The 20,831-nt window shown below is 70.0% G+C and carries 24 protein-coding genes; 8 read left to right on the top strand and 16 right to left on the bottom strand.

All coding sequences use genetic code 11. The annotated features are described in order from the left end of the window. Positions 1 to 70 precede the first annotated feature (70 nt). From AWQ68_RS20830 to AWQ68_RS20790, 9 genes are all read right to left on the bottom strand, one after another. A complete protein-coding gene (locus AWQ68_RS20830) occupies positions 71 to 499 on the bottom strand; it encodes an aconitase X swivel domain-containing protein (protein WP_066942642.1) in 429 nt (142 codons plus the stop codon). Further along, complete coding sequence (locus AWQ68_RS20825) at positions 496 to 1,794, bottom strand: aconitase X (protein WP_066942640.1); 1,299 nt, start codon at positions 1,792 to 1,794, stop codon at positions 496 to 498. Before AWQ68_RS20825 ends, AWQ68_RS20830 begins: the two co-directional genes overlap by 4 nt. 10 nt (positions 1,795 to 1,804) lie before the next feature. Beyond that, positions 1,805 to 3,094, bottom strand: coding sequence for an FAD-dependent oxidoreductase (locus AWQ68_RS20820; protein ID WP_066942637.1), 1,290 nt, complete (start codon positions 3,092 to 3,094; stop codon positions 1,805 to 1,807). 25 nt (positions 3,095 to 3,119) lie between these two features. Next, positions 3,120 to 4,805: a dihydroxy-acid dehydratase gene (gene ilvD, locus AWQ68_RS20815; protein WP_066942635.1), complete on the bottom strand. Its 1,686-nt coding sequence runs from the start codon at positions 4,803 to 4,805 to the stop codon at positions 3,120 to 3,122. Between the two features lie 5 nt (positions 4,806 to 4,810). Further along, entirely contained in the window at positions 4,811 to 5,602 is a 792-nt protein-coding gene (locus AWQ68_RS20810) for an ABC transporter permease (RefSeq protein WP_066942633.1), read from the bottom strand. Positions 5,603 to 5,605: 3 nt separating this feature from the next. Beyond that, positions 5,606 to 6,463, bottom strand: a complete 858-nt coding sequence (locus AWQ68_RS20805) for an ABC transporter ATP-binding protein (protein ID WP_245656013.1) — start codon at positions 6,461 to 6,463, stop codon at positions 5,606 to 5,608. Between the two features lie 23 nt (positions 6,464 to 6,486). Beyond that, on the bottom strand, positions 6,487 to 7,578 hold the full coding sequence (locus tag AWQ68_RS20800; protein ID WP_218006951.1) for an ABC transporter substrate-binding protein: 1,092 nt from the start codon (positions 7,576 to 7,578) through the stop codon (positions 6,487 to 6,489). 179 nt (positions 7,579 to 7,757) lie between these two features. Then, positions 7,758 to 8,540 (bottom strand): IclR family transcriptional regulator, encoded by a 783-nt coding sequence (locus AWQ68_RS20795; protein ID WP_066942631.1) that lies wholly within the window; start codon positions 8,538 to 8,540, stop codon positions 7,758 to 7,760. Between the two features lie 231 nt (positions 8,541 to 8,771). After that, positions 8,772 to 9,575 (bottom strand): aminotransferase class IV family protein, encoded by an 804-nt coding sequence (locus AWQ68_RS20790; RefSeq protein ID WP_066942629.1) that lies wholly within the window; start codon positions 9,573 to 9,575, stop codon positions 8,772 to 8,774. A 114-nt stretch (positions 9,576 to 9,689) separates the two neighbouring features. Here AWQ68_RS20790 and AWQ68_RS20785 point away from each other — a divergent pair, with 114 nt between their 5' ends. Further along, positions 9,690 to 10,034, top strand: a complete 345-nt coding sequence (locus AWQ68_RS20785) for a MerR family transcriptional regulator (protein ID WP_066942627.1) — start codon at positions 9,690 to 9,692, stop codon at positions 10,032 to 10,034. 98 nt (positions 10,035 to 10,132) lie between these two features. Here AWQ68_RS20785 and AWQ68_RS20780 read toward each other — a convergent pair whose 3' ends face one another. Beyond that, the gene (locus AWQ68_RS20780) at positions 10,133 to 10,951 is read right to left on the bottom strand and encodes a dienelactone hydrolase family protein (protein WP_245656012.1); all 819 of its coding nucleotides are present in this window, start codon (positions 10,949 to 10,951) and stop codon (positions 10,133 to 10,135) included. A 94-nt stretch (positions 10,952 to 11,045) separates the two neighbouring features. Here AWQ68_RS20780 and AWQ68_RS20775 point away from each other — a divergent pair, with 94 nt between their 5' ends. From AWQ68_RS20775 to AWQ68_RS20755, 5 genes are all read left to right on the top strand, one after another. Next, positions 11,046 to 12,053, top strand: a complete 1,008-nt coding sequence (locus tag AWQ68_RS20775; RefSeq protein WP_066942623.1) for a GlxA family transcriptional regulator — start codon at positions 11,046 to 11,048, stop codon at positions 12,051 to 12,053. Between the two features lie 143 nt (positions 12,054 to 12,196). Continuing rightward, a complete protein-coding gene (locus AWQ68_RS20770; protein WP_066942621.1) occupies positions 12,197 to 13,315 on the top strand; it encodes a LacI family DNA-binding transcriptional regulator in 1,119 nt (372 codons plus the stop codon). A 25-nt stretch (positions 13,316 to 13,340) separates the two neighbouring features. Then, positions 13,341 to 14,009: a hypothetical protein gene (locus AWQ68_RS20765; RefSeq protein ID WP_084464231.1), complete on the top strand. Its 669-nt coding sequence runs from the start codon at positions 13,341 to 13,343 to the stop codon at positions 14,007 to 14,009. 122 nt (positions 14,010 to 14,131) lie between these two features. Further along, complete coding sequence (locus tag AWQ68_RS20760; protein ID WP_066942619.1) at positions 14,132 to 14,347, top strand: hypothetical protein; 216 nt, start codon at positions 14,132 to 14,134, stop codon at positions 14,345 to 14,347. Between the two features lie 100 nt (positions 14,348 to 14,447). Then, on the top strand, positions 14,448 to 16,370 hold the full coding sequence (locus AWQ68_RS20755) for a glycoside hydrolase family 2 protein (RefSeq protein WP_084464230.1): 1,923 nt from the start codon (positions 14,448 to 14,450) through the stop codon (positions 16,368 to 16,370). Between the two features lie 64 nt (positions 16,371 to 16,434). Here AWQ68_RS20755 and AWQ68_RS20750 read toward each other — a convergent pair whose 3' ends face one another. Both AWQ68_RS20750 and AWQ68_RS20745 read right to left on the bottom strand, forming a co-directional pair. Further along, positions 16,435 to 16,851, bottom strand: coding sequence for a cupin domain-containing protein (locus AWQ68_RS20750; protein WP_066942617.1), 417 nt, complete (start codon positions 16,849 to 16,851; stop codon positions 16,435 to 16,437). A 61-nt stretch (positions 16,852 to 16,912) separates the two neighbouring features. Then, on the bottom strand, positions 16,913 to 17,287 hold the full coding sequence (locus AWQ68_RS20745; protein WP_066942615.1) for a cupin domain-containing protein: 375 nt from the start codon (positions 17,285 to 17,287) through the stop codon (positions 16,913 to 16,915). A 60-nt stretch (positions 17,288 to 17,347) separates the two neighbouring features. On the opposite strand from AWQ68_RS20745, the gene AWQ68_RS20740 reads away from it, so the two are divergent. Next, the gene (locus AWQ68_RS20740) at positions 17,348 to 17,812 is read left to right on the top strand and encodes a MarR family winged helix-turn-helix transcriptional regulator (RefSeq protein ID WP_174554126.1); all 465 of its coding nucleotides are present in this window, start codon (positions 17,348 to 17,350) and stop codon (positions 17,810 to 17,812) included. Between the two features lie 146 nt (positions 17,813 to 17,958). Here AWQ68_RS20740 and AWQ68_RS20735 read toward each other — a convergent pair whose 3' ends face one another. Continuing rightward, positions 17,959 to 18,270: a thioredoxin domain-containing protein gene (locus AWQ68_RS20735; protein ID WP_066942613.1), complete on the bottom strand. Its 312-nt coding sequence runs from the start codon at positions 18,268 to 18,270 to the stop codon at positions 17,959 to 17,961. Positions 18,271 to 18,375: 105 nt separating this feature from the next. On the opposite strand from AWQ68_RS20735, the gene AWQ68_RS20730 reads away from it, so the two are divergent. Beyond that, positions 18,376 to 18,648: a MerR family DNA-binding protein gene (locus tag AWQ68_RS20730; RefSeq protein ID WP_084464229.1), complete on the top strand. Its 273-nt coding sequence runs from the start codon at positions 18,376 to 18,378 to the stop codon at positions 18,646 to 18,648. A 16-nt stretch (positions 18,649 to 18,664) separates the two neighbouring features. Here the strand turns inward: AWQ68_RS20730 and AWQ68_RS20725 are convergent, their stop codons facing one another. From AWQ68_RS20725 to AWQ68_RS20720, 3 genes are all read right to left on the bottom strand, one after another. Further along, entirely contained in the window at positions 18,665 to 19,123 is a 459-nt protein-coding gene (locus tag AWQ68_RS20725; RefSeq protein WP_066942611.1) for a DUF5990 family protein, read from the bottom strand. Positions 19,124 to 19,277: 154 nt separating this feature from the next. After that, positions 19,278 to 19,448 (bottom strand): hypothetical protein, encoded by a 171-nt coding sequence (locus AWQ68_RS41100; RefSeq protein WP_218006950.1) that lies wholly within the window; start codon positions 19,446 to 19,448, stop codon positions 19,278 to 19,280. A 93-nt stretch (positions 19,449 to 19,541) separates the two neighbouring features. After that, positions 19,542 to 20,426 carry a glycosyltransferase family 2 protein gene (locus AWQ68_RS20720; protein ID WP_066942609.1) on the bottom strand — a complete coding sequence of 295 codons (885 nt, stop codon included), beginning with the start codon at positions 20,424 to 20,426 and terminating at the stop codon, positions 19,542 to 19,544. Between the last annotated feature and the right edge of the window lie 405 nt (positions 20,427 to 20,831).

Raw genomic sequence — 20,831 nt, 5'->3', positions numbered from 1 at the left:
TAACGAAGGGACAGGAAGCGGGCCCCGGCCGTCTGGCGCCGGGGCCCGCCGCGTCGCCACGCGACCGCCGTCACCTCCGCGCGGAACCTCGGGAGGGCGTCACGGTGAGAAGGCCCTGATCCGCGGCGACGACCACCCAGTCCCCGGTGTTGACCACTTCTGTCGGGTCGTGGTCGAACTCGGACATGGCGGGGACGCGGGTGACGACCGCGCCCAGCGCGGCCTTGGTCGTCATCGTGGTGAACACCATCGCCAGCGGCGCGGTCCCGAGCAGCCGGGTGCTCTGGAAGAACCCCGACCAGCCGGACGATCCCTTGGCGCCGGGGAACACCAGCACCTTCCCCGTGAAGCAGACGCCGAAGAGCTCGTGGCGGCGCTCGATGATCGTCCCGGTGGCCGGATCGATGCCGCCCCAGCCCGAGATCGTCTCGTGGGACACGAGGGCCTCGCCCTCGGCGTATCCGGGGACGACGCACCTCCCCCTGATCTCGATCGTCATCGCGCGCCCTCCACGGCCCGGAGGTCACCGCGCCATTTGCCGGTGACGGCGGCGTCGACGCACTCCTCCAGGGTCCCGAACCACGCCTCGATGCCGAGGATGGCGGGCAGATAGTGCGCCTGTTTCGCGGAGTCGGTCGCGAAGACCCGGGTGCCCACGGGGGCCGACCGGGACATCGCCGGACAGGAGTCGGTGAGGACCTTGCCGCCCGCCTCCTCGATCACCCGCGTGTAGCCGTTGCGGTCGGCCACGCTCCGGAGCGCGCGCGGAGTCATCACCCAAAGCTCCGTGCCTGGGTTGAGCTTCCTGCCCTCCAGCGCGCGGGCCGCGCGCGCGATCTGGTCCAGTGACGCGTGGGGGCAGCCGAGGAGGACGAAGTCGACGTCGGTGCTCGTGCCCTGGTTGTTCAGGGTCTCGTAGACCTGCCGGCGTTCGCGCTCGCCGTACACGACGGGTTCGGGGAGGCGCCCGCCGCCGAACGCGGCCGCGAGTGTCGGGGCCTCGGGGGTGGTGCCGGGTAGGTGGTAGATCTCGACCCCGCCCGAGGACGCCGCGGCGGCACCGAAGTGCTTCAGGTCGTTCAGGTCGGGGCGGCGCAGATCCCCGCTGATCACGGGCCGCGCCTCCTGGACGAGGTCGCCGACGAAATAGCCGAACATGCCCCAGTCGAGGAAGCCGTCGACGGGCACCCGCGACTCGATCAGGTGGGTGCCGTGGCGGTTCTCGGGCAGGTGGTTGCCCCAGTAGGGGATCCTGCCGGTCAGGCTCGCCGCCCCCGTCGACGCGGTGCCCTCACAGTTCGTACGGGCACCCAGCACGGAGTTGCAGTACACCACGGCGGACGACTCCATCCACGCGCAGTGCTCGCCGCGCACGGGAAGGTTGCCCACCTGGTACGGCGTGCAGGTCGCGAGGATGTTCACCCCGCGGCCTCCGAAGAACGACTCGGCGTCGCCCTGCAACTCCACCATATTCGGGGGATACGGGGCGATGCCGAGCGCGTCGTCGCTGAATCCGTGCTGCAGCTGGCAGGTCGGGACGCGCATCGGCGGGATCTCGATGTCGTCGTCGCAGTCGAGGTTGATCACCGCGAACGACTTGTTCCAGCCGCCCTCACGCACCAGCTTCGCCTTGACCGGCGAGGGTTGTGTCATCGTCCCCGCGACGTTGCGGGTCTCGCAGAGGCGTTCCGCGCCCAGCGCGTCGCCGTAGCGCACGAGCAGGTCCATCGCCGCGGCGACCGCGGGGCCCTCCGCCCCGTCGAGCATCGCCTTCTCCTCATCGGTCAGTCTCATGACGCTCGCCTCATCCCTCGACGTTGTCGTGCACCCGCTCGCGAAGGTCGGCGGGTTTGACCTCCTGGATGCTGCCGCCCCCGGCCAGGTCGAGCGCGTGCGCCGCCCCGACTCCCATGGCGGCGCACGGGCCCATCACGCGTACGCTCGACAGCGCCGCCGCGTCGCCGTCGACGCAGCGGCCGGCGGCGACGAGGTTGTGCGCGCCGACGGGGATCAGGCTGCGCAGCGGCACATAGTGCACGTGGTCCGGGCCGAACGTCTCCCACACGTAGCCCTCCACGCGGTCGTGCAACTCGATCGGCCAGGCCGTACGCGCGACGGCGTCCTCGAAGAAGGTGCCCTGCCGGACCTCCTCGACGCCGAGCTGGTGCACCGCCGCGATCCACCGGGTCTGGCGTCGCCCGGGGAAGCCGTAGCTGCGTACCTTGGCGTCCCCGAAGGCGCCGGGGAACTCGCTGCGCAGGAACTCGACCACCCGGTCGGCCTGGGCGCGCCCTTCGAGCTGTGCCTGCGCCGCCCGTACGGCCTCCAGCGGCGCCTCGACGTGGGTCATGTTCATGACCGCCGTGTTGCGGCCGGGGAAGAAGAACGCGAGCCCGTCCCGGCGCACCAGGCCGTACTGCTCCGCCTTCTCGTCCACGCGTGCCACGAGCTCGGCCGGGTCCGGCCGGCGGGTCTCGTCCAGGTTCTCCAACCGGATCTGCTGCGATCCCCACACCGTCCGCTCCGGGAGGCGGCAGGGCAGCCCCGCCTCCCACGTGAGCGCGGCGTCCCCGGTCGCGTCGACGAACCCTCCGGCGGTGACCCGTACGTCGCCGTGTCGGGTGGCGAAGTCGACCGAACGGACGTGGCCGTCGGCGACGTCGACCGCGTGCACGGACGCGCCGAGGACGACCTGGATGCCGAGCCGTTGGACGAGGTTCTCGAACCAGCGGCCGAGCACGATCTCGTCGTAGCTGACCGTGATGGTGTGCGACTTGTTGAAGTAGATGTCGTCCGTCTTGCCCAGGTCGGCGAACATCTCGTCGAAGACACCGTGCGTGAGCTGGCGGTACTCCGGACCGTTGCCGAAGATCCCGCAGAAGAGCCCGATGAGCGAGTTCACGCACTGGCCGCCGAGGACGGGCAGCGCGTCGACGAGCGCGACGGTGCGGCCGATCCGGCGCGCCTCGATGGCGGCGGAGAGGCCGGCGATCCCGGCGCCCACGACGCAGATGTCCGCGTCGACCCGTTCGACGGTACGCCCCGAGGGCTTGGTCACCGTGTTGATCTTCAGTTCGGTCAGGGGGTGAGGCATGGTCCTCCTGTCAGGAGTGTCGGGGTCAACGGCTGCGGTCGCCGCGGAGCGTCGCACCCCGGTGCAGCGGTTCGACGTTGCGGGCGTAGATCGACAGCCATCCGGACGCGTCGGCCGGCGGATCATCGGCGGTCCACCGGGCCAGCCGGCGATCGGCCTCGTCGGGCTCTATCAGGAGGTCGACGGTCCTTCGGGGCAGGTCGATCGCGATCGGGTCGCCGTCCTCGACGATGGCCAGCGGCCCCTTGACCGCGCCCTCCGGGCTGACCTCGCCGACGACGATGCCCTTGTTGACCAGTCCGGACAGCTGCCCGTCGGTGACGACCGCGACGCTCTCGGTCAGGCCGGCGCCGTCGAGCGCGAACACGGGCTGGGACGCCATGCCCATGCCGGGGGTGCCGACCGGCCCGAGACCTCGCAGCACGAGCACGTCGCCGGCGCGTACGACGCCCCGCTCGATGGCCTCGACGCATGAGAGGGCGTCGCCGAACACCCGGGCGGGACCGCGGAACGTCTTCGTCCGCCGCTCCGAGACGGAGAGCTTCACGATCGCGGAGTCGGGCGCGAGCGAGCCCCGCACCACGATGATCGTCGCCTCCTGCCCGCGCGGGTCGACGGCGGGCCTGATGATCCTTTCGTCGCGCACCACGGCGGAGGCGGTGCGCGCCGCCATGGTCTCGCCGGTGACCGTGCGCGCCGCCCCGTGCAGGTGGTCGCCGAGTTGCGCGAGCACGGCGAGCGCCCCGCCGGCGTCCTCGAACTCCTCGATGCTGTCCTCGCCGTTGGGCCGCACCGCCGAGAGAGGCCGTACGGACTCCGCCTGGCGCTCGAACAGCCGGTAGACGTCGACGTCGGACCCCGCCTCGCGCGCGATCGCCTGGAGGTGCTTGACGGCGTTGATGGACCCGCTGACCGCGAGGGTCGCCGACACCGCGTTGGCGAACGCCTCGGCGGTCATGATGTCGCGGGGGAGCCGGGCGTGCTCGACGGCCTCCATGATGACGCGCCCGGACTCCCGCACGGTCGCCCACATGCGGTCGCTGTCGGCACGCACCGGGGTGGAGCCCGCGATCGTCATGCCCAGCGCCTCGGCCACGATGTGCATGGTGTTGGCGGTTCCCATGCCCGTGCAGACGCCGGGGCTCGTGATGGCCCGCGCGCTCATGTCGCAGAGACCCTCGAACGAGATCCGCCCCGACGCGAGATGGCCGGCCTTGATGAACACCTCTTCGATGTCCACCCGCTCGCCGTCGTCCAGCGTTCCGCAGCTCTGGTAGCCGCACGAGACGATCAGCGTCGGGATGTTGATCCGCGCGGCGGCCATCAGCTGTCCGGGGGTCGTCTTGTCGCAGGACGCGAGGCAGACCATCCCGTCGAGCCGTGCGCCCTCGACGACGGCCTCGATGTCGTTCGCGATCAGATCGCGTGAGGAGAGGACATACCCGCCGCGGCCGCCCGCGCTCATGATGAAGTCCGTGGGGGCGACCGTCCTGATCTCGAACCCCACGCCTCCCGCGTCCCTGATCGACCGCCGTACCTCGGCCGCGATGGGGTCGAGGTGGCTGAAACACGGGGAGAGCCCGGACGACGAGTTCACGATCGCGATCTTGGGCTTCCTGATGTCCTCGTCGTCGAGACCGAGCGCCCGCCACTGGGTGCGGGTGGTGGCCCAGCGGGGGCTGCCGACGGGGTGGTTGCTGCGCGGTTCCATGCCGCTCACACCCCGTTCTGGCCGTAGACGGACTCGTGCCAGGGGATGAGCACCCGCTTGAGCGTGTTCACCACGAAGTACATGGCGAGGCCGATCACCGACAACAGGATGATGACCGCGAAGAGCTGCGGCGCGTCGAGCGCGTTGAGCGTCACCACCACGAGGTAGCCGAGCCCCTCGCTGCCGCCGAGGTACTCGCCGACGATCGTGCCGATGATCGCGAAGACGATGCCCACCTCCATGCCGGCCAGGACGTACGGCATGGTGCTCCTGAGTTCGAGGTGCACGAACGTCTGCCAGCGGCCGGCATTCAGGCTCCGCATCACCTCGCGCTGCCCGGCCTCGACCGACCGCACCCCGAGCTGCACGTTCAGCATGATGGGGAAGAAGGCGAGCATCGCGGCCATGATGACCTTCGAGGTGATGCCGAACCCGAACCAGATGACGAACAGCGGGATGAGCGCGACCTTCGGCACCACCTGCGACGCCACGATCATCGGGCGCAGGCTCCGCTCGATCCACGGCACCTTCCCGAGCACGACGCCCGCGACGACGCCGAACACCAGCGCGGCCAGGAAGCCGGACGTGGTCTCCAGGACGGTGACACGCGCATGATCCCAGGTGGCGGGGTTCCGGACGACCTCGCCCAGGCTCTCGAACACCGCGCCCGGCCGCGGCAGGACGAGCTCGTTGACCTCGAACGCGCGGACGAACACGTCCCAGGCGACGAAGAAGGCGATCAGCAGCAGAGGGGTGGTGATCCACGGCAGCAGCCGCATCGATCTTCCACGGGTCATGGCCTATTCCTCCTCGTCGAGCGCGTGGCGGAGGTCGCGCACGATGGCGCCGAACTCCGGCTCCGTCTGGACGTCGATCCCGCGCGGCCGGGTGAACTCCACCGACCTGACCTGCCGGATCCGTCCGGGACGGGGTGTCAGATGGACGATGCGGTCACCGAGAAAGACCGCTTCGGTGATGTCGTGGGTGACGAACACGACGGTGGCCTCCGTCGCGGCGGCGATCCGCTGGAGCTCGATGTTCATCCGCTCCCGGGTGAGGGCGTCGAGCGCGCCGAACGGCTCGTCCATGAGGAGCAGCTTGGGCGTGATGCTCAGCGCCCTGGCGATCGCGACCCGTTGCCGCATGCCGCCCGAGAGCTCGCGAGGGTAGGACTTCTCGAACCCCTTCAGCCCGACCAGCTCGGCGAGCTCGCACGCCCGCTCGAGCCGCTCCTTCCGCTTCACGCCGCGTAGCCGCAGGGGAAGCGCGATGTTGTCGACGACCGAGTACCAGGGGAAGAGGTTGGCTTCTTGGAAGACCACCCCGAGCTGGTCGACCACGGTGGGGTCGACGTGCGATCCCTGCCACAGCGACCTGCCCTCGATGAGGACCTCGCCGGCGGTCGGGTTCACCAGCCCGGCGAGCGTACGCAGCAACGTCGTCTTGCCGCAGCCGGAACGGCCGATCAGGGAGACGAACTCCTTGTCGTTGATGGTCAGGTTGATGTCGGACAGCGCCCGCGTGGTGCCCCGCTTGGTGTGGAACTCCTTGGTGATCCCGACCAGCTGGAGCTTCGGCGCCGAGGGCGCCGTCGGCTCCGTCGGCTCCGTCGGCCGCCCCGCCACGGGCGCGGTCATCGTCTTGGCGTCCTTCGCCACGGCTTCTCCTTGACGGCTCTCGGCTAGGCGGACAGGAGGCTGTTGTCGAGCCAGACCTTCGGGTCGAGGCCGGACGGGACCATCCCGGCCTTGACCAGCTCGTCGTAGCCGGTCGACCACCCCTTCTCGTCGGTGACGAGGAACGGGTCGCCGGGCCTGCCGCCGGTCCAGGCGTCGCGGCTCTGCCGGAGGCTCGCCTTGGCGATGTCGTCGTCGTTCAGGGTCGCGAAGGAGTACGCGCCGCGCAGGACCTTCAGGGTCTCGTCGAGCGACTCGTCCGCGACCATCGCGGCGACTGCGTCGTTGATCCCGGCCAGGAACGCCTTGAGGTCGGCGGCCTTGTTCTTCACGTTGTCCCTCGTCGACACGTACACCTGGGTGTCCGCGTTCACGTACTCGCCGGGGTCGAAGATCGCCGCGTCGCTGTTCTGCGAGACCACGATGTTGGCGGTGTCCAGGCTGACGACGTAGCCGGCGATCCGGCCCTGCTGCACGAGGTTGAAGGTCCCGGGCGTCAGGCCGACGACCTGCCGCTTGACGCTCGCGGCGTCGAGCCCGCTGTTGCTCATGACCAGGCTGACGAGCTTGTCGCTCGTGCCGCCCTCCGACGGGACGCCCATCGTCTTCCCGGCGAGGTCCTCCGGCCGGTTCAGCGGGTTCTTCTTGCTGTACAGGATGCGTACGGTGGAGGCCCGCGTGAGGCTGCCGACGTTGACCATCGGCTGCTCGGTCTTGCCGACGGCGGTCACGAGGTCGATCTGCCCGACCCGGGTGACCAGCCCGGAGCCGGCCAACAGGGTCTGCATCGCCTGCGGCGAGCCCTTGACGGGCTGCAGCTTCACGTCGAGGCCGTGCTTCGTGAAATGTCCGCCGGCTACGGCGAGGAGCTCCGGCGCCAGTGACAGCGTCTCGAGCGGGAGGTAGCTCAGAAACGTGATGCCGCGTGATCCCGAGCCGGACCCCGAGCCCGCTCCGGCGGCGGAGTCGGATCCGCACGCCGACAGCAGCGTGGGGCCGGCGGCCGCCGCCGCGACGGCGAAGGCGGACCTCCGGAGGAAGGAACGGCGATCGAGGCTCGGGGTGGCAACTGACGGCCTGGGGGTGATTGGACGCACCGTGAGTCTCCTTTTCCACGTCGCGGGCCGATGAAAGGTGGCCGCGACGCACATGAGGGTCGCCTCACGGCGCGTGTGTCGACAATTGATATTTCCGGATATCGGAAGACTTATAGGGCGAAAGTGCTCAGGGGTACCGGAACGGGATCATGTGGGCCGGTGCCGCGACCGCATCTCTCTCAGGGTTTCCCTGGCCGGACGGCGGCAGGTCCGACCGACGCGCCGAGTGCCCGGGAGATGCCGCGAGCCGTCGCCTGCACCAGACGCGCCAGCCGTACGCCGTGCGCGTCCGTCGGTGGCACGATCAGCGACAGAGCGGCGACGACGGTGTTGTCGGCGCCGTGGATGGGGGCGGCGACCGACATGTACTCCGGGTCGATCTGGCGGTCGCTCACCGCGTACCCGTTCCGCCGGATGTCCGCGAGGACCTGCCGTAGCTCGCGCTCGTTCGAGTAGGTCCTGGAGGTGAAGGCGCGCAGCGGCCCCGAGATGACCTCCTCCTGCACGTCGTCCGGCGCGTAGGCGAGCAGGACGAGCCCGACCGCCGTCGCATGCATGGCGTACCTGCCGCCGACGCGTGGCCGCTCGCGCGGCCGGTCGGGGCTGGTGAGCCGCTCGACGAAGACCACCTCGTCCTTCTCGCGCACGGCCAGGTGGACACTGCGGTGGGTGTTCTCGTAGAGGCCCTGCATGAACGGCATGGCGATCCGCTGCAGGCCGACCGAGCGCGGCGCGTGCGCGGCGACCTCCCACAGCCGGAGGCCGACCCGGTACTTCCCCGACGGCTCGCGCTCCAGCGCGCCCCACTCGGCGAGCTCGTTGACGATGCGGTGTGTCGTGGTGAGCGGGATCTCGGTGTGGCGGCTGATCTCGGAGAGCGTCATCCTGTCGGGACCGTGCTGGAACGCCTCGAGGATCCGCAGGGCACGGTCGAGGACCGATCGTTGCTGTCCGATGGTCACCGGTCTTCCTCCTCACGCCGCTTCCGGCCCTGTCGAGCGGATTTCCTGACGACCGGCGGCACATGGTGGATGTCCTAAGCGACCTCGCTTGCCCACGTCAAGGTTGGAGGGGCTCCCGGACGCGCCAACTGCCGTAGCTGGTGGCTGGAATCCGCCTACCCAGTCCTGGCCCTCACAGGGCGTCGTGATCGCCGCACCATCCTGGAAACCGACGCGAAACGGATTGGAGCCTCAGGGCGCGGTGCGTGGTTCGGCGTGCCAGGCCCGGTGCAGCACTTCGTGGAACGACGGTGCTGCGGGCATGGGCACGGAGCCGATCCGGTGTACCGGCACACCCGGCGTCCATGAGTTCATCACCACGGCCCCGGCCAGCCTCGGCAGGTCGGGAGGCCTTACCTCCTGGACACGCTGGGGTACGCCGAGGCGATCCAGTTGGCGGCGAACGACGGCCATTGTGGTCCCGATCAGTATCTCGGCCTCCGGCCACACCACCGCCGTGCCGTCCCAAAAGGCCAGATTCCAGATCGTCCCTTCGCTGAACCGGCCCCGGCGGTCGACGAAAGCGGCGTCATCAAAGCCCTGGCCGACGGCCTGACGAAGGAAATAGGTCTTGGCCACCTCTCCGACGTGCTTCACCGCCGGGAGCACCCGTTCGTGCTCGACCACCGCCAGCGCGAGCGGGCCTTGGGGACCGTCTGCAGCCGGTCCAGTGCGCACCAGCAGCTCGGGTTCCACGTCAGCCCCCGCTGCGGTGAACTCGCCTTCCGACGGGTACACCGTGGCCGTCAGCGAGAGGTCGGCGGGGCCGACCTGCAGAGCTTTCCGTAGGAAGGTCCGAACTCGGTCGTCGGGCAACGCGCGCCCGAACAGCTCCATGGAGGCCGAGCGCAGCCGGTCCAGATGGAGGTCCAGTCCCCGGATCCGGCTACCGCGCACCTGCATCGCGGTGAAGTGGGCGTAGCCCGCGAAGGCGAGCGGCGCCAACTCCGCAGCGCTCGCTGCCTGGCCGTTTCGTTGTACGACAAAAGACTGCATGTCTCGCTCCAGCGGTACAGATCCCTGGTCATTGCGCGGACGGAATGCCCGCTGACGAGGTGACGTTAGGGGGTGACATCGGTGGCAGGGTCAACCTCAGACGGAGTGAGTCACATGCTGATCGGGGAGTTGTCCCGGCGTACCGGGGTCAGCCGGCGGCTGCTGCGTTATTACGAGGCGCAGGGCCTGCTTGATACCAAGCGCGGTTCGAACGGCTACCGCTACTACGAGGAGGACGCAGTCGTCACCGTGCGGCAGGTGCGTGGGCTGCTGAAAGCGGGCCTGTCGACCGAGGTGATCCGTTCGGTGCTGCCCTGTGCGCGGGGCGAGCGCCCGGACTTCGAATGGTGCGCGGAACTGTGGGACATCCTGAACGGAGAACTCGCGGCCATGGACGAGCGCATCGACGGCCTCCAACGCAGCCGCGGCAGGCTGGCCGACTTCCTTACCCGCTCCTGATCGTTGAGACCAGCGGAGCCGGCCGTGGGTGCGCCCTGTGATCAACTCGATGCGCAGCCGAACTGGCCGGCCTGGACCAGTTGGAGGCCGGACGCGCGTCACCCTCTGAGCCGCTCCTTGAGGAAGGCGATGATCTCATCACGGGCGCGCACCGTCGGGTGACCCTGCTCGTCCACGAGATGTGCCGTAGTGACGCTGTGGGCGCACCCGACGACGTCGCGGAAGAAGGGGGGAGGGTTCGTGTTCGCCACGTCGGCGGGAAGCACACGGCCGTCGAACGCTTCTCCGAGTAGCTTTCGGTAGGCCGCGAACCGCCGGCCCGTGCACCACCTGTCGTTGTCGAAGCGGTAGGCCAGCACCTTCAACCCGTCTCGTTCGACACGTTCGGCCAGGGCGGCCGCGTCTTCGTCTCCGATCTCCAGCCCCCCGGGGTCGTCGAGCGGCAGCGAGGGATGGTTGACGACCGGGGCGATGACGGCCGGTTCGAGCGCCATGGTCAGCGCGAAGTTACCCGTGAAACACAGTCCGACCGCGCCGACACCCGGCCCACCGCACTCCGCATGCGCGATGCGCGCGAGGCCGCGCAGCCACGCCGCGACGGGGCTGGTGCCGCCCCCGGCGAACGCGCGGAACTCGGCGCTGACGCATGCGCGCCGGACGACCGCCTCGCCTGCCTCGGTGGTCGGGTAGGCGCCGTCGACGCCGAAGAGAGAGGGCAGGTACACGGAGAAGCCGGCATCGCGTACCCAGCGTGCCAACCGTGCGACGTCGGGGCTGATGCCCGGCATCTCGGGCATCAGGATGACGCCGGGTCCTGTCCCGGCGGTGTACACGATCTTGCTGACGTCATCGACGCTGACGACTCTCCGGGAGAAGTCATCCAAGGGGTCGTCACGCCGCGTTCGCATGGTTGTCATGATCGAGAGTGTGCTGGGACACTGTCCCCACGAGAAGTGGCGATATCGCCATATAGAGCGGCAATATCGCCACCCCGTGGGGGCTGGAGGAACCATGAAACCGCTGCGCCTGGGCGTGCTGGCGTATCCCGGCTGCTTCGCCTCGGAGGTGTTCGGGATCCCCGACCTGCTGTCCATGGCCGATCACATCGCGGCGGCGCAAGGGTCGGATCGACCGCCGCACGAGGTGTCCGTCGTCTCGCCCCGGCGGCGGGTGGTCGCGTCCGGCGGCCGGACCATCGAGGCCACGGCCCTGCGCCCCGTCGACGTCCTGATCGTGCCGGGTTTCGAGCTTTCGCCCAGGCTCGATCTCGACGCGACGCTCGCGAACCTGAGGCCAGAAGTGGCGTCGATCCGGTCGCAGGCCGCCTCCGGCATCGCCGTCGTGTCGATCTGTGTCGGCGCCTTCCTCGTCGCCGAGGCCGGCCTGCTCGACGGCCGCGAGGCGACGACGTCCTGGCTGTTCGCGGACCAGCTCGCCCGTCGATACGCCGACGTGAAGGTGCGCCCCGAGCACCTCGTGGTCACCGATCGCGGTGTGACGACGACCGCCGCCTTCAGTGCCATGTACGACTTCGCGCTCCAGCTGATCCGTGAGCACGACGGCCCCCGCGTCGCCCGCAGCACCGCACGCATCGCGCTCGTCGACGATGCACGCGCCACCCAGGCTCCCTACGTCGACCTGGCGCTGATGCCCGCCGTCGGCCGTGAGTTCTCACTCGCGGTGAAGCGGTGGCTCGACCAGAATCTCGGGGCGCGCTACGACCTGTCCGTCCTCGCCGAAGCGTTTCACGTGAGCACGCGAACCATGCTCCGCCGCTTCGGTGAGGAGGCCGGTCAGACCCCGCTGGCGTACCTGCAATCCGCTCGGGTCCGCCGGGCTCGTCATCTGCTGGAGACGACCGACCGGACAGTCGCGCGCATCGCCGCCGACCTCGGGTACGCGGACACGAGCACCTTCAGCGCCATCTTCGCCCGGCACACGGGCCAGCGGCCGCGGGACTACCGCGCCACGTTCCGCCGGCCTGCTCATGTTCGCGAAGCGGGCCACGCCAAGGGATAAGAACGATCTTGTCCGCCTGCGGCGGTCCTCCAGGTCGGCGTGTGCGTGATCCGCCACCCGATCGGTCGTCCTGCGGGGCGTCGCGCGGCGCGGGGGCGGCACTAGGCTGTCGCCCCGGAGCACCCGGTTGGGGAGGCGCGAGGATGAGGCCCGCCCGGATTCAGGACGTCGCGCAGCGCGCGGGCGTCTCGTGGAAGACGGTGTCCAACGTGCTGCACGAGCGGGCCAACGTCCGCCCGGAGACCAGGGCACGGGTGCTCGCCGCGATCGAGGAGCTCGACTACCGGCCCAGCGTCGCGGGCAGGCAGCTGCGCATGGGCCGCGCCAACCTGCTCGCCCTGGCCGTGCCCGCGATCGGCAACCCGTACTTCAGCGAGCTGGCGCACGTCATGATCGAAGGCGCGGCGCAGTCGGGGTACACGGTGCTCATCGACGAGACGCACGGTGAGGCCGGTCGTGAGGGTGTGGTCGCCGAAGGCTTCCGGGTCAGGGTCATCGACGGCATCATCTTCAGCCCGCTGGAGATGACCGGCCCGCAACTCGCCGCCCGCAGGGACCGCACGCCCATCGTCCTGATCGGGGAGCACGTCACTTCCGAGGAGTCCGGCCTGGACCACGTGGCGATCGACAACGTCGCCTCGGCCGCGGAGGCGACGCGGCACCTGCTGGAGACCGGACGCGAGCGGATCGGCTTCCTCGGGCACCAGGCCTGGCGGCCGCGCGGCACCGGCGACCTGCGGCTCCAAGGGTACGAGCAGGCGCTTGCCGCGGCCGGGCTCCCACTGGATCGCGCGCTGGTCCTCCCGGCGGCCGCGTACTCCCGAGAGGAGGGCGACGCCCGGGTGGCCGAGTTCCTGGCGCGGCTCCCCGGCCGGGACACGCCAGATCAGCACGTATCCGGCCAGGACGCACCCGTGCTCGACATTCCTCCTCGGGACGCGCCTGCTCGGCATGCGCTCGGGCTCGACGCGCTGGTCTGTGCCAACGACCTGCTCGCGATCGGCGCCATGCGCGCGCTGCGCCGCGCGGGGATCCGCGTCCCCGAGGACGTCGCCGTCCTCGGCTGGGACGACACCCCGGAGGGCGCCTTCTCCCATCCCGCACTGACAACCGTCGCCCCGGACAAGAAGGAGCTGGCGCGCTTGGCCCTCGAGGCGCTGCTGCGGCGGATCGACGGCGACACCTCGCCGCCCGTCACGTATGTCGTCCCGCACCGGCTCGTCGTCCGTGAAAGCACCTGGCCGCGACACGGCACGGAATGAGAGGACGCCGCATTTGAACGGAGAGATGCGCCGAGTCGAGGAGGCGACGCCGGTCGCCGGACGCACGGCACACCCGGCGTTGGACTACTACTTGATCTTCCCCGAGGCGTGGGACGGCGACCCGTCGGCACAGCCGGACGGAGTCGCCGTCGAGGAGTTCATGCTCGCGGACGATCACACGGCGACCGGCCTGGCCAACGCCGTGTGGACGGCAGCGGACGGTGACTGGTGGGGTTCGGCGGCCTTCAGTCGCGCGATCCGCGCGGATCCGAGGCTCCGCGTCCGGATCGTCCCGGTCCGAAGGGGTGACGCCGAGACGGTCTACCGACGGCTGGGGGCAGGTGCGCTGCCTGATGAGACGACGTTGCGGACCCGCTTCCACGACCACGCGGCCTTGCCCGGCTCGCCCCCGCTGCGGTTCGCTCCTCCCGAGGTCCCCGAGGGATTCCACGAGAAGCGCGTCTACCGGATCCTGTTCGCCGACGCGCCGCGCGAGGACCAGGTGGCCCACCTGCGGCAGGTCTGGGGGATGACGCTCGCCGACGACGTCGCCGGCCCGCAGGCTCGCGTGCTCGGCACAGCTCGTCGGCGCGTGGCCGGAGACGTGTTCACCTGGGATCTTCGCCGGATCGGCCCGGGCGTGGCCTCGAGCATCGACCTGACCGCCTGTCTGGGCGCTCCGCCGGGCGGGTGACGCCGTCGGGGCTCTGCTGCGGGAGTTGATGACGATCACGCGCTACCAGGGGCTGATTCCCGTGACGATCGAGCGCCTCTCGTGATCCCCGGCGAGAGGTCTCTCCAGGTCGAGGTCACGGCGTGTTCCCCGTCCTCGCCGGTCAGGTCGCCGTGAAGAAGCTTCGCGCCGACGGCTTCCCCGTCACCGACCCTGCCGTGCAAGCCCGCCTCTCGCCCATCTGCTGCGACCACATCGGCTTCCTCGACCGCTACACCTTCACCGGCGCCGACCTCGACACCGGTCTTCGCGCTCTCCATGGTCCGCCCCGGGACCAAGAGGGCCAGCATTCTCCCTGAAGCGGTTCAAGGCAGGCGCAGTAGGTTTCTGTTGCCAGATTCCCACGTTGTAATACGCTTCGCTCGCAGGTCACGACCTCCTTCCCCCCGGGAGCATCACATGCCGTCGCCCCACGCCCTGGCCGTACCGATGGAGACGCCGCGCCCGGAGCACCCACGCCCGCAGTTCGTCCGCGAGGAGTGGATGTCACTCAACGGCGAGTGGGAGTTCGAGATCGACCAGGCCGACTCCGGTCTCGAACGCGGGTTGCGCGACCGCGCCCTGAACGGCCGCATCATCGTGCCGTTCGCTCCTGAGTCGACCCTGTCGGGGATCGGGATCACTGACTTCCTGGAGGCCGTGTGGTACCGCAGGACGGTCACCCTCCCCGCCGGGTGGGTGGGGCGGCGGGTCCTGCTGCACTTCCAGGCCGTCGATCACGACACGACCGTCTGGGTGAACGGCGTCGAGGTGGCCCGGCACCGCGGCGGCTTCACGCCGTTCACCGCCGACCTGGGCGGGGTGGTCGAGCCCGGTGAGGAGATGACCGTCGTCGTCCGGGCCCGCGACCCGCGCCATGCCGTACAGGCTCGGGGGAAGCAGTCCACGACCTACGCCAACAGCGGCGTGCACTACACCAGGACCACGGGCATCTGGCAGACCGTCTGGCTGGAGGCGGTGCCGGAGGTCCGGCTGCGGCGCCCCCGGATCACCCCCGACGTGGCGGGATCGGCGTTCCACCTCGAGGTGCCGCTCACCGCGAACAGGCCCGGATGGACGGTCCGCGCCGTACTCACCGACGCCCCACGCTGCGGCGACCCGGGTGAGGACGCGGGTACGCCCGCGGAGGGTGTCGCGGGGGAGACGACCGGACAGGCGGCGGGCGAGATCGCGGGAGAGGTCGCGCGCGCGGAGGTACGCGCCGATCTGGATCTCGCGCCCCGGGTGGTCCTGCGGGTGCCCACCGACCGGGTACGCCTGTGGTGTCCCGGCGATCCGCACCTGTACGGCCTGCGCCTGGAACTGCTCGACGCCGAAGGCGGCGTCGTCGACGGCGTGGACAGCTACGCGGGCCTGCGTTCGGTGTCGATCGACGGGCGGGCGCTGCGCCTCAACGGCCGGCCGGTGTTCCAGCGGCTCGTCCTCGACCAGGGGTACTGGCCCGACGGCCTGATGACGGCGCCGAGCGACGCGGCGCTGGTGGCCGACATCAAACTCGCCCGCGAGGCGGGGTTCAACGGCGCCCGGCTGCACCAGAAGGTGTTCGAGGAGCGTTTCCTCTACCACGCCGACCGGCTCGGCTACCTGGTGTGGGGCGAGTTCGGCGACTGGGGCGCCTCGGCCGGCGCGGGCTGGGAGGACAACCAGCAGCCGACCGCCTCGTTCGTCACCCAGTGGCTGGAGGCGGTGGAGCGCGACTACAGCCACCCCTCGATCGTCGGCTGGTGTCCCCTCAACGAGACCCACCAGGTCATCCACGACCGCGTCACCACGCTCGACGACGTGACGCGGGCGATGTTCCTCGCCACCAAGGCGGCCGACACCACGCGGCCGGTCCTCGACGCGTCCGGCTACTCCCACCGTGTGACCGAGAGCGACGTCTACGACTCCCATCTGTACGAGCAGGACCCGAAGTTGTTCGCCGAGCAACTGTCCGGGCTGGCGGACGGCCGGCCGTACACCAACGTGTTCGGCGCCGACGTCGCCATGTCCCTGCCATATCGCGGGCAGCCGTACTTCTGCAGCGAGTTCGGCGGGATCTGGTGGGACCCGGACGCGGCGGCCTCGGCCGGAGGCGACGACAACGCCGTGTCCTGGGGATACGGCGCACGCCCGGCGAACGAGGAAGAACTGCAGTCCCGCTTCGCCGGGCTCGTGGGTGCGCTGCTCGACAACCCCGAGATGTTCGGCTACTGCTACACGCAGCTCACCGACACCTTCCAGGAGCAGAACGGCGTCTACCGGTTCGACCGCTCCCGCAAGCTCGACGTGGCCCGGCTGCGTGAGGCCCAGTCCCGTCCGGCGGCGTACGAGCGGCCGTGATCTCAGCGGAGGCACGCTCGCATCGCCGGAGCCCGCGCCCGCCGAGCGACGGCGCCGCCGTACGTCAGGCGACCCAGGGCGGCACGATCCGGTCGGTGCCCTTGGGGGCGAGGTCGCACGCGTCGGCGGCCGAGACGCCGCCGGGGTTGTAGACCCGGGCGCCCGCCGGCGCGGTCACGACGGCGGCGAAGCCGTCGTGAGGGTCGGCGAAGATCTGGCGGGTCACGTCGGCGGGCAGCACCATGGTGTCACCGGGAGCGACACGGAGCCGCTCGCCGTCGATCTCGACGGTGCAACCACCCGTGAGCAGGGTCCAGATCTGTTCGGTGTCGAAGGCGTGCAGCGGGCCTGCGGTGCCGGCCGGCATGTCCACGCGCCACACGGCCCGCTCCGCGCCGCCCTGGGTGGGCGAGGCGAGCGTGGTCATGACGCCGTTGGGCGTGGTGGTCCTGCGGGCGTCGCCGGAACGGATGACGGGCATTCGGGATCTCCTCAGTGGTCGGGGCAAACCGGTTCTCGATGTGGTGACGGGGGTGTGCGGGTCAGGCGATCCACGGCGGCACGCCGTGCACGGTGCCGTCGGCGAGCAGGGCCGTCGCTCCGGCGGCGGCGGTCACCACGGCGGAGTAGCCCTCGGGGCCGGCGGTGACCCGACGCGGGGTCGAAGGGGGCATGACGACCGTGTCGCCCGGGGCGACCTCGAAGGTCTCGCCGCCCAGCTCGACCGTCGCGGCGCCGGCCGTGAAGGCCCACACCTGCTCGGTGTCGAAGTCGTGCGGCGGGCCCGCCGTGTCGGGGTTCGCGTCCACGCGCCACAGTGCTGCCGCCGTACCGCCCTGGGTGGGCGAGGCGAAGGTGGTCATGACGCCGCCGGGGGTCTCGGACCGGCGGGCTTGGTCGGCGCGGATGACAGGCATGGTCTGCGTCTCCTAAACTAGGCAACTACGTTGTCTAAATAGTGAACCAGGTTGTCTATCGTGTCAAACGACCCTCCCGGCTTCGAGCTGCCCCTGCGGCTCTTCCTGGGATTTCGCACCCTCATCGACGCGCTGCACGCCGAGCTCGCCCGGCAGGGGCATCCGGAGATGCGGCCGATGCACGGGTTCGTCATGCAGGCGATCGGCATGCGCGGCACGACCGCGGTCGAGCTGGGCCGGACGCTCGGGGTCTCCAAGCAGGCCGCCGGAAAGACCGTCGACACGCTGGAACGCCTCGGCTACGTCGAGCGCGTCCGCGACCCGTACGACACGCGACGTAAGATCGTACGGCTGACGCCGCGCGGCCTGGACGCGCTGACCAGGTCGGCGCGGATCTTCGAGGAACTGCGGGCGGGCTGGGCCGCGAAACTGGGGGAGGAGCGGCTCCGCGCGCTGGAGGCCGACCTGCGCGCGGTCACCCCGCAGGACGTGTTCCGTCTCGACGTCCCCGGCTGGTTCGGCTGATACCGCCGAACTCAAGGACGCACCGCCGTGGCAGGACGTCGTCCCCGAGCTCCTCCAGGCCGTGGCCGGGCGCCGCGTCCTGTCCTACAACGCCCCGTCCGATCCGGTGAATGGTTGGCTCGTCCTTTGTTTCGTTGTCGGCAATGTCATCCGGCGTCGTACCGGAGCGCCTCGCGCAGTGCTGCCACCGATGGGGCGCCGCCGGTCGGGCCGCTCTCGTCGTGGTAGAGGCGGCAGGAGAGGCTGGCCGGGGTATTCGGCGCGGTGAAGACGTCGACCCCGTTGATCAGCAGGGTTGGAGAGCCGTGCATCCCCAGCCGGGCCGCGTCCGCCTCGTTGTCGATCACTTGGTGGGTGATCGACACGTCCGGGTGTCCGGTGAGGGCCTGGGCGAGCCGCTCGCGCACGACAGCCTCGTTCGGGCAGTCCGGCACTGTCAGCACTGCCAGCTCCAGCATGGCGGCCTCCTGGTCCTGGGCAGATGTGTGGTCGCTCACCATGGACCGTAGACCTTCCAGTGCGCTGGAAGGTCAAGCGTAGGCTCTGACGAGGCCGTTGCCCGATTGGGGTTCATCCGCGCTGCCCAGGCCGCGGGCCTCACCCTCGCCGAGATCCGCGGCGTCCTGGCGATCCGCGATGGTGGCCAGGCCCCCTGCCGACACGTCACCGACCTGATCGACCAGCACCTGGCCCAGATCGAGCAGCGCCTGACCGAGCTCGCGCAGGCCCGAGACGTCCTGCGGCGCCTGCAACGCCGCGCAGCCGCCACCAATCCCGCGCAATGCGCGAGCGGCGAGGTGTGCAGCATCCTCGCCGAACCGGCGGCCGGCGCTTGACGTCCTCCAGCGGGCATCAGACTGTGGGAGCGGACCACTTCACCAGCGGCGGACGGACCGCCGCGCACAACGGTTGACCGCGCGAATCCGTCAGCCCTAGATGGGCTACCAGTAGGCCATTGTTCACCGCAGCGTCCAGCACGGCCACAGGGATGCAGTCGAACCACAGCTTCGCCCGCCGGAACATCGCAAACATCCCGGCGTCATCGACCGCGCCCCACGACAGGTACACAAACCGGCCGCCCGGCCTGCCCTGCACAAACGGGCCCCGGAGATCCCAGCCGGTCTCCCCACAGGTCGCGGTCACCTCCAGCTCCCAGACCGCAGAGGGGGCATCTCCCGGGTGCAGGTCGAGAAGCTCGTTACGGCAGTCCCGCCGCTGCACGCCGACATGGATGTTGCGATAGCCCGGGAAACCGGGCGTCTGGCCGCATTCCCGCCCTGGCAGGTCGGATGCCTCGATACGGATCAGCACACGAGCATCATCCCCCAGGCTCGCCGTCTACTCCCGGTCTCCTTACCGGAGCGCCCCGAAGGGGCGGCCGAGAATACGGCAGAAATGGGCCATGGAGCAGAGTCCTGCTGGTTACTGGCATCGACGCTTCCGACCACAGCCGCTCGCTGAGCAGCTAACGGAGGGGCAGCAGCCTGGGCGGCAGCACACGGACGTAGATGACCATGCCCACCACCCCCACCAGGGTCTGGGTGACCACGACCGCTGCGGCGATGGCCAGCGCGTCGGGCAGCGCCGGCGCCAGCGGCAGCACGACCAGGGAGTTGCGGGTGGCGCCGGTGAACACGATCGCCAGCCGCCCGGATGTTGTCGGCCTCAGCGTGGTCGGCCGGATGCGGGCCGCATGGCGTTGTGATTGCCAGCGCGAACGCGTGAGGGCTCAAACAATCGGAGGACGGCCAGCACGGGCCAGCCGCAGGACCGTGCCCCAGGTCATCGGTCGCCGCTGCCCGTGCCCGCCCTTGAGTCCCTCCATCAGCCCAGCGAACCAGACAGCGAGACTCGTGCGGGACCGGATCCGGGCGATGCTGAGCACCGTCCAGGTCATCAGGTAGACGGGGACCAAGGCGGCAGGCAGTCGGCGATAGGCCAGCCACACCCGGTTGCGGGCGACCAGACGATAGAAGTCCGCGTGCCGGGAGGGGGTGGTGGCGGGGTGGTGGATGACGATCTCCGGTGCGTAGTAGCCGGTACGTCCGAGGTCCCACAGTCGCCAGCTCAGGTCGATGCCTTCGTGGAAAAGGAAGAAGTGGCCGGGCCAGCCGCCCGCCTGTTCGTAGTCGGCGCGGCGTATGAGGACCACTCCCTCGGCCATGACGGTGACCGTGCCTGGACGGGTGGCATCGGTGGTGCGCAAGCGTGGAACCCAGCGGCGCATGGTCACGCCGGTGTCGGGGTCGGCGATGCGCGGTTGAATGTAGGCCGCTTGGGGATGGCAGCGCGCGACGGCCACGAGCTGGGCGAGGGTGTCGGGGGTGGGCAGGACGGCGTCGTTGTCGAGGAAGAAGACGAACTCGGCGGCGTCCGGCTCGGCGAGGGCATCGGCGCCGGCGTTTCGGCCGGCGGGGATGCCCTCGTTCACGGGCAAGACCACGGTACGGACCCCGTCCGGAACGTAGTCGGGTTCGACGCCGTTGCCGACGATGACCACACGAAGCTCGACGTCCTGCTGGGAGAGGAGCGACTCCATCGCCCGTTTGAACGGCTCGGGGCGGTCGTTCATGGTGAGGACCACTACGTCGATGGTGGCCTTCGGGTTGGTCATCGTGTCTCCCGGATGGGTGTAGCGCTGGGCGTGTCACCTGATGGGGGACGAGCAGGGGGCACACTATGCGTCGTTCCCGTCGTGTTAACTCGCCCACCCTAGTGATCGTCACCTGCGGATCGGACCGACGTGCGGCCGGGCTGCCGGCCAGCTGATCTATAGCAGGAGCGGCCCCGTGATCAGGGGCCGCTTCGGCGTTCCTCGGGTCACTGCACGATCTTGCTGAGCGCGGTCTCGTACCTAGAGCCTGCTGATAAGGCGTTTGGGCACTGGATCCGGGGCCGGGGATGCTCTGGTTGAGGTCGTCTTTGAGTGATCACCCACGGACGGGAGCGGGCTCCTGGGAGCTGAGGTGTTGTCTACGCAACTCGGCAGCCAGGAGCCCGTGGTGTCTGTTTACACGCC

It is taken from the genome of Microtetraspora fusca (assembly GCF_001570365.1).
Taxonomy (GTDB): domain Bacteria; phylum Actinomycetota; class Actinomycetes; order Streptosporangiales; family Streptosporangiaceae; genus Microtetraspora; species Microtetraspora fusca.
The sequence above is the reverse complement of the archived record's forward strand: the minus strand, read 5'-3'. Positions and strand labels throughout refer to the sequence as shown.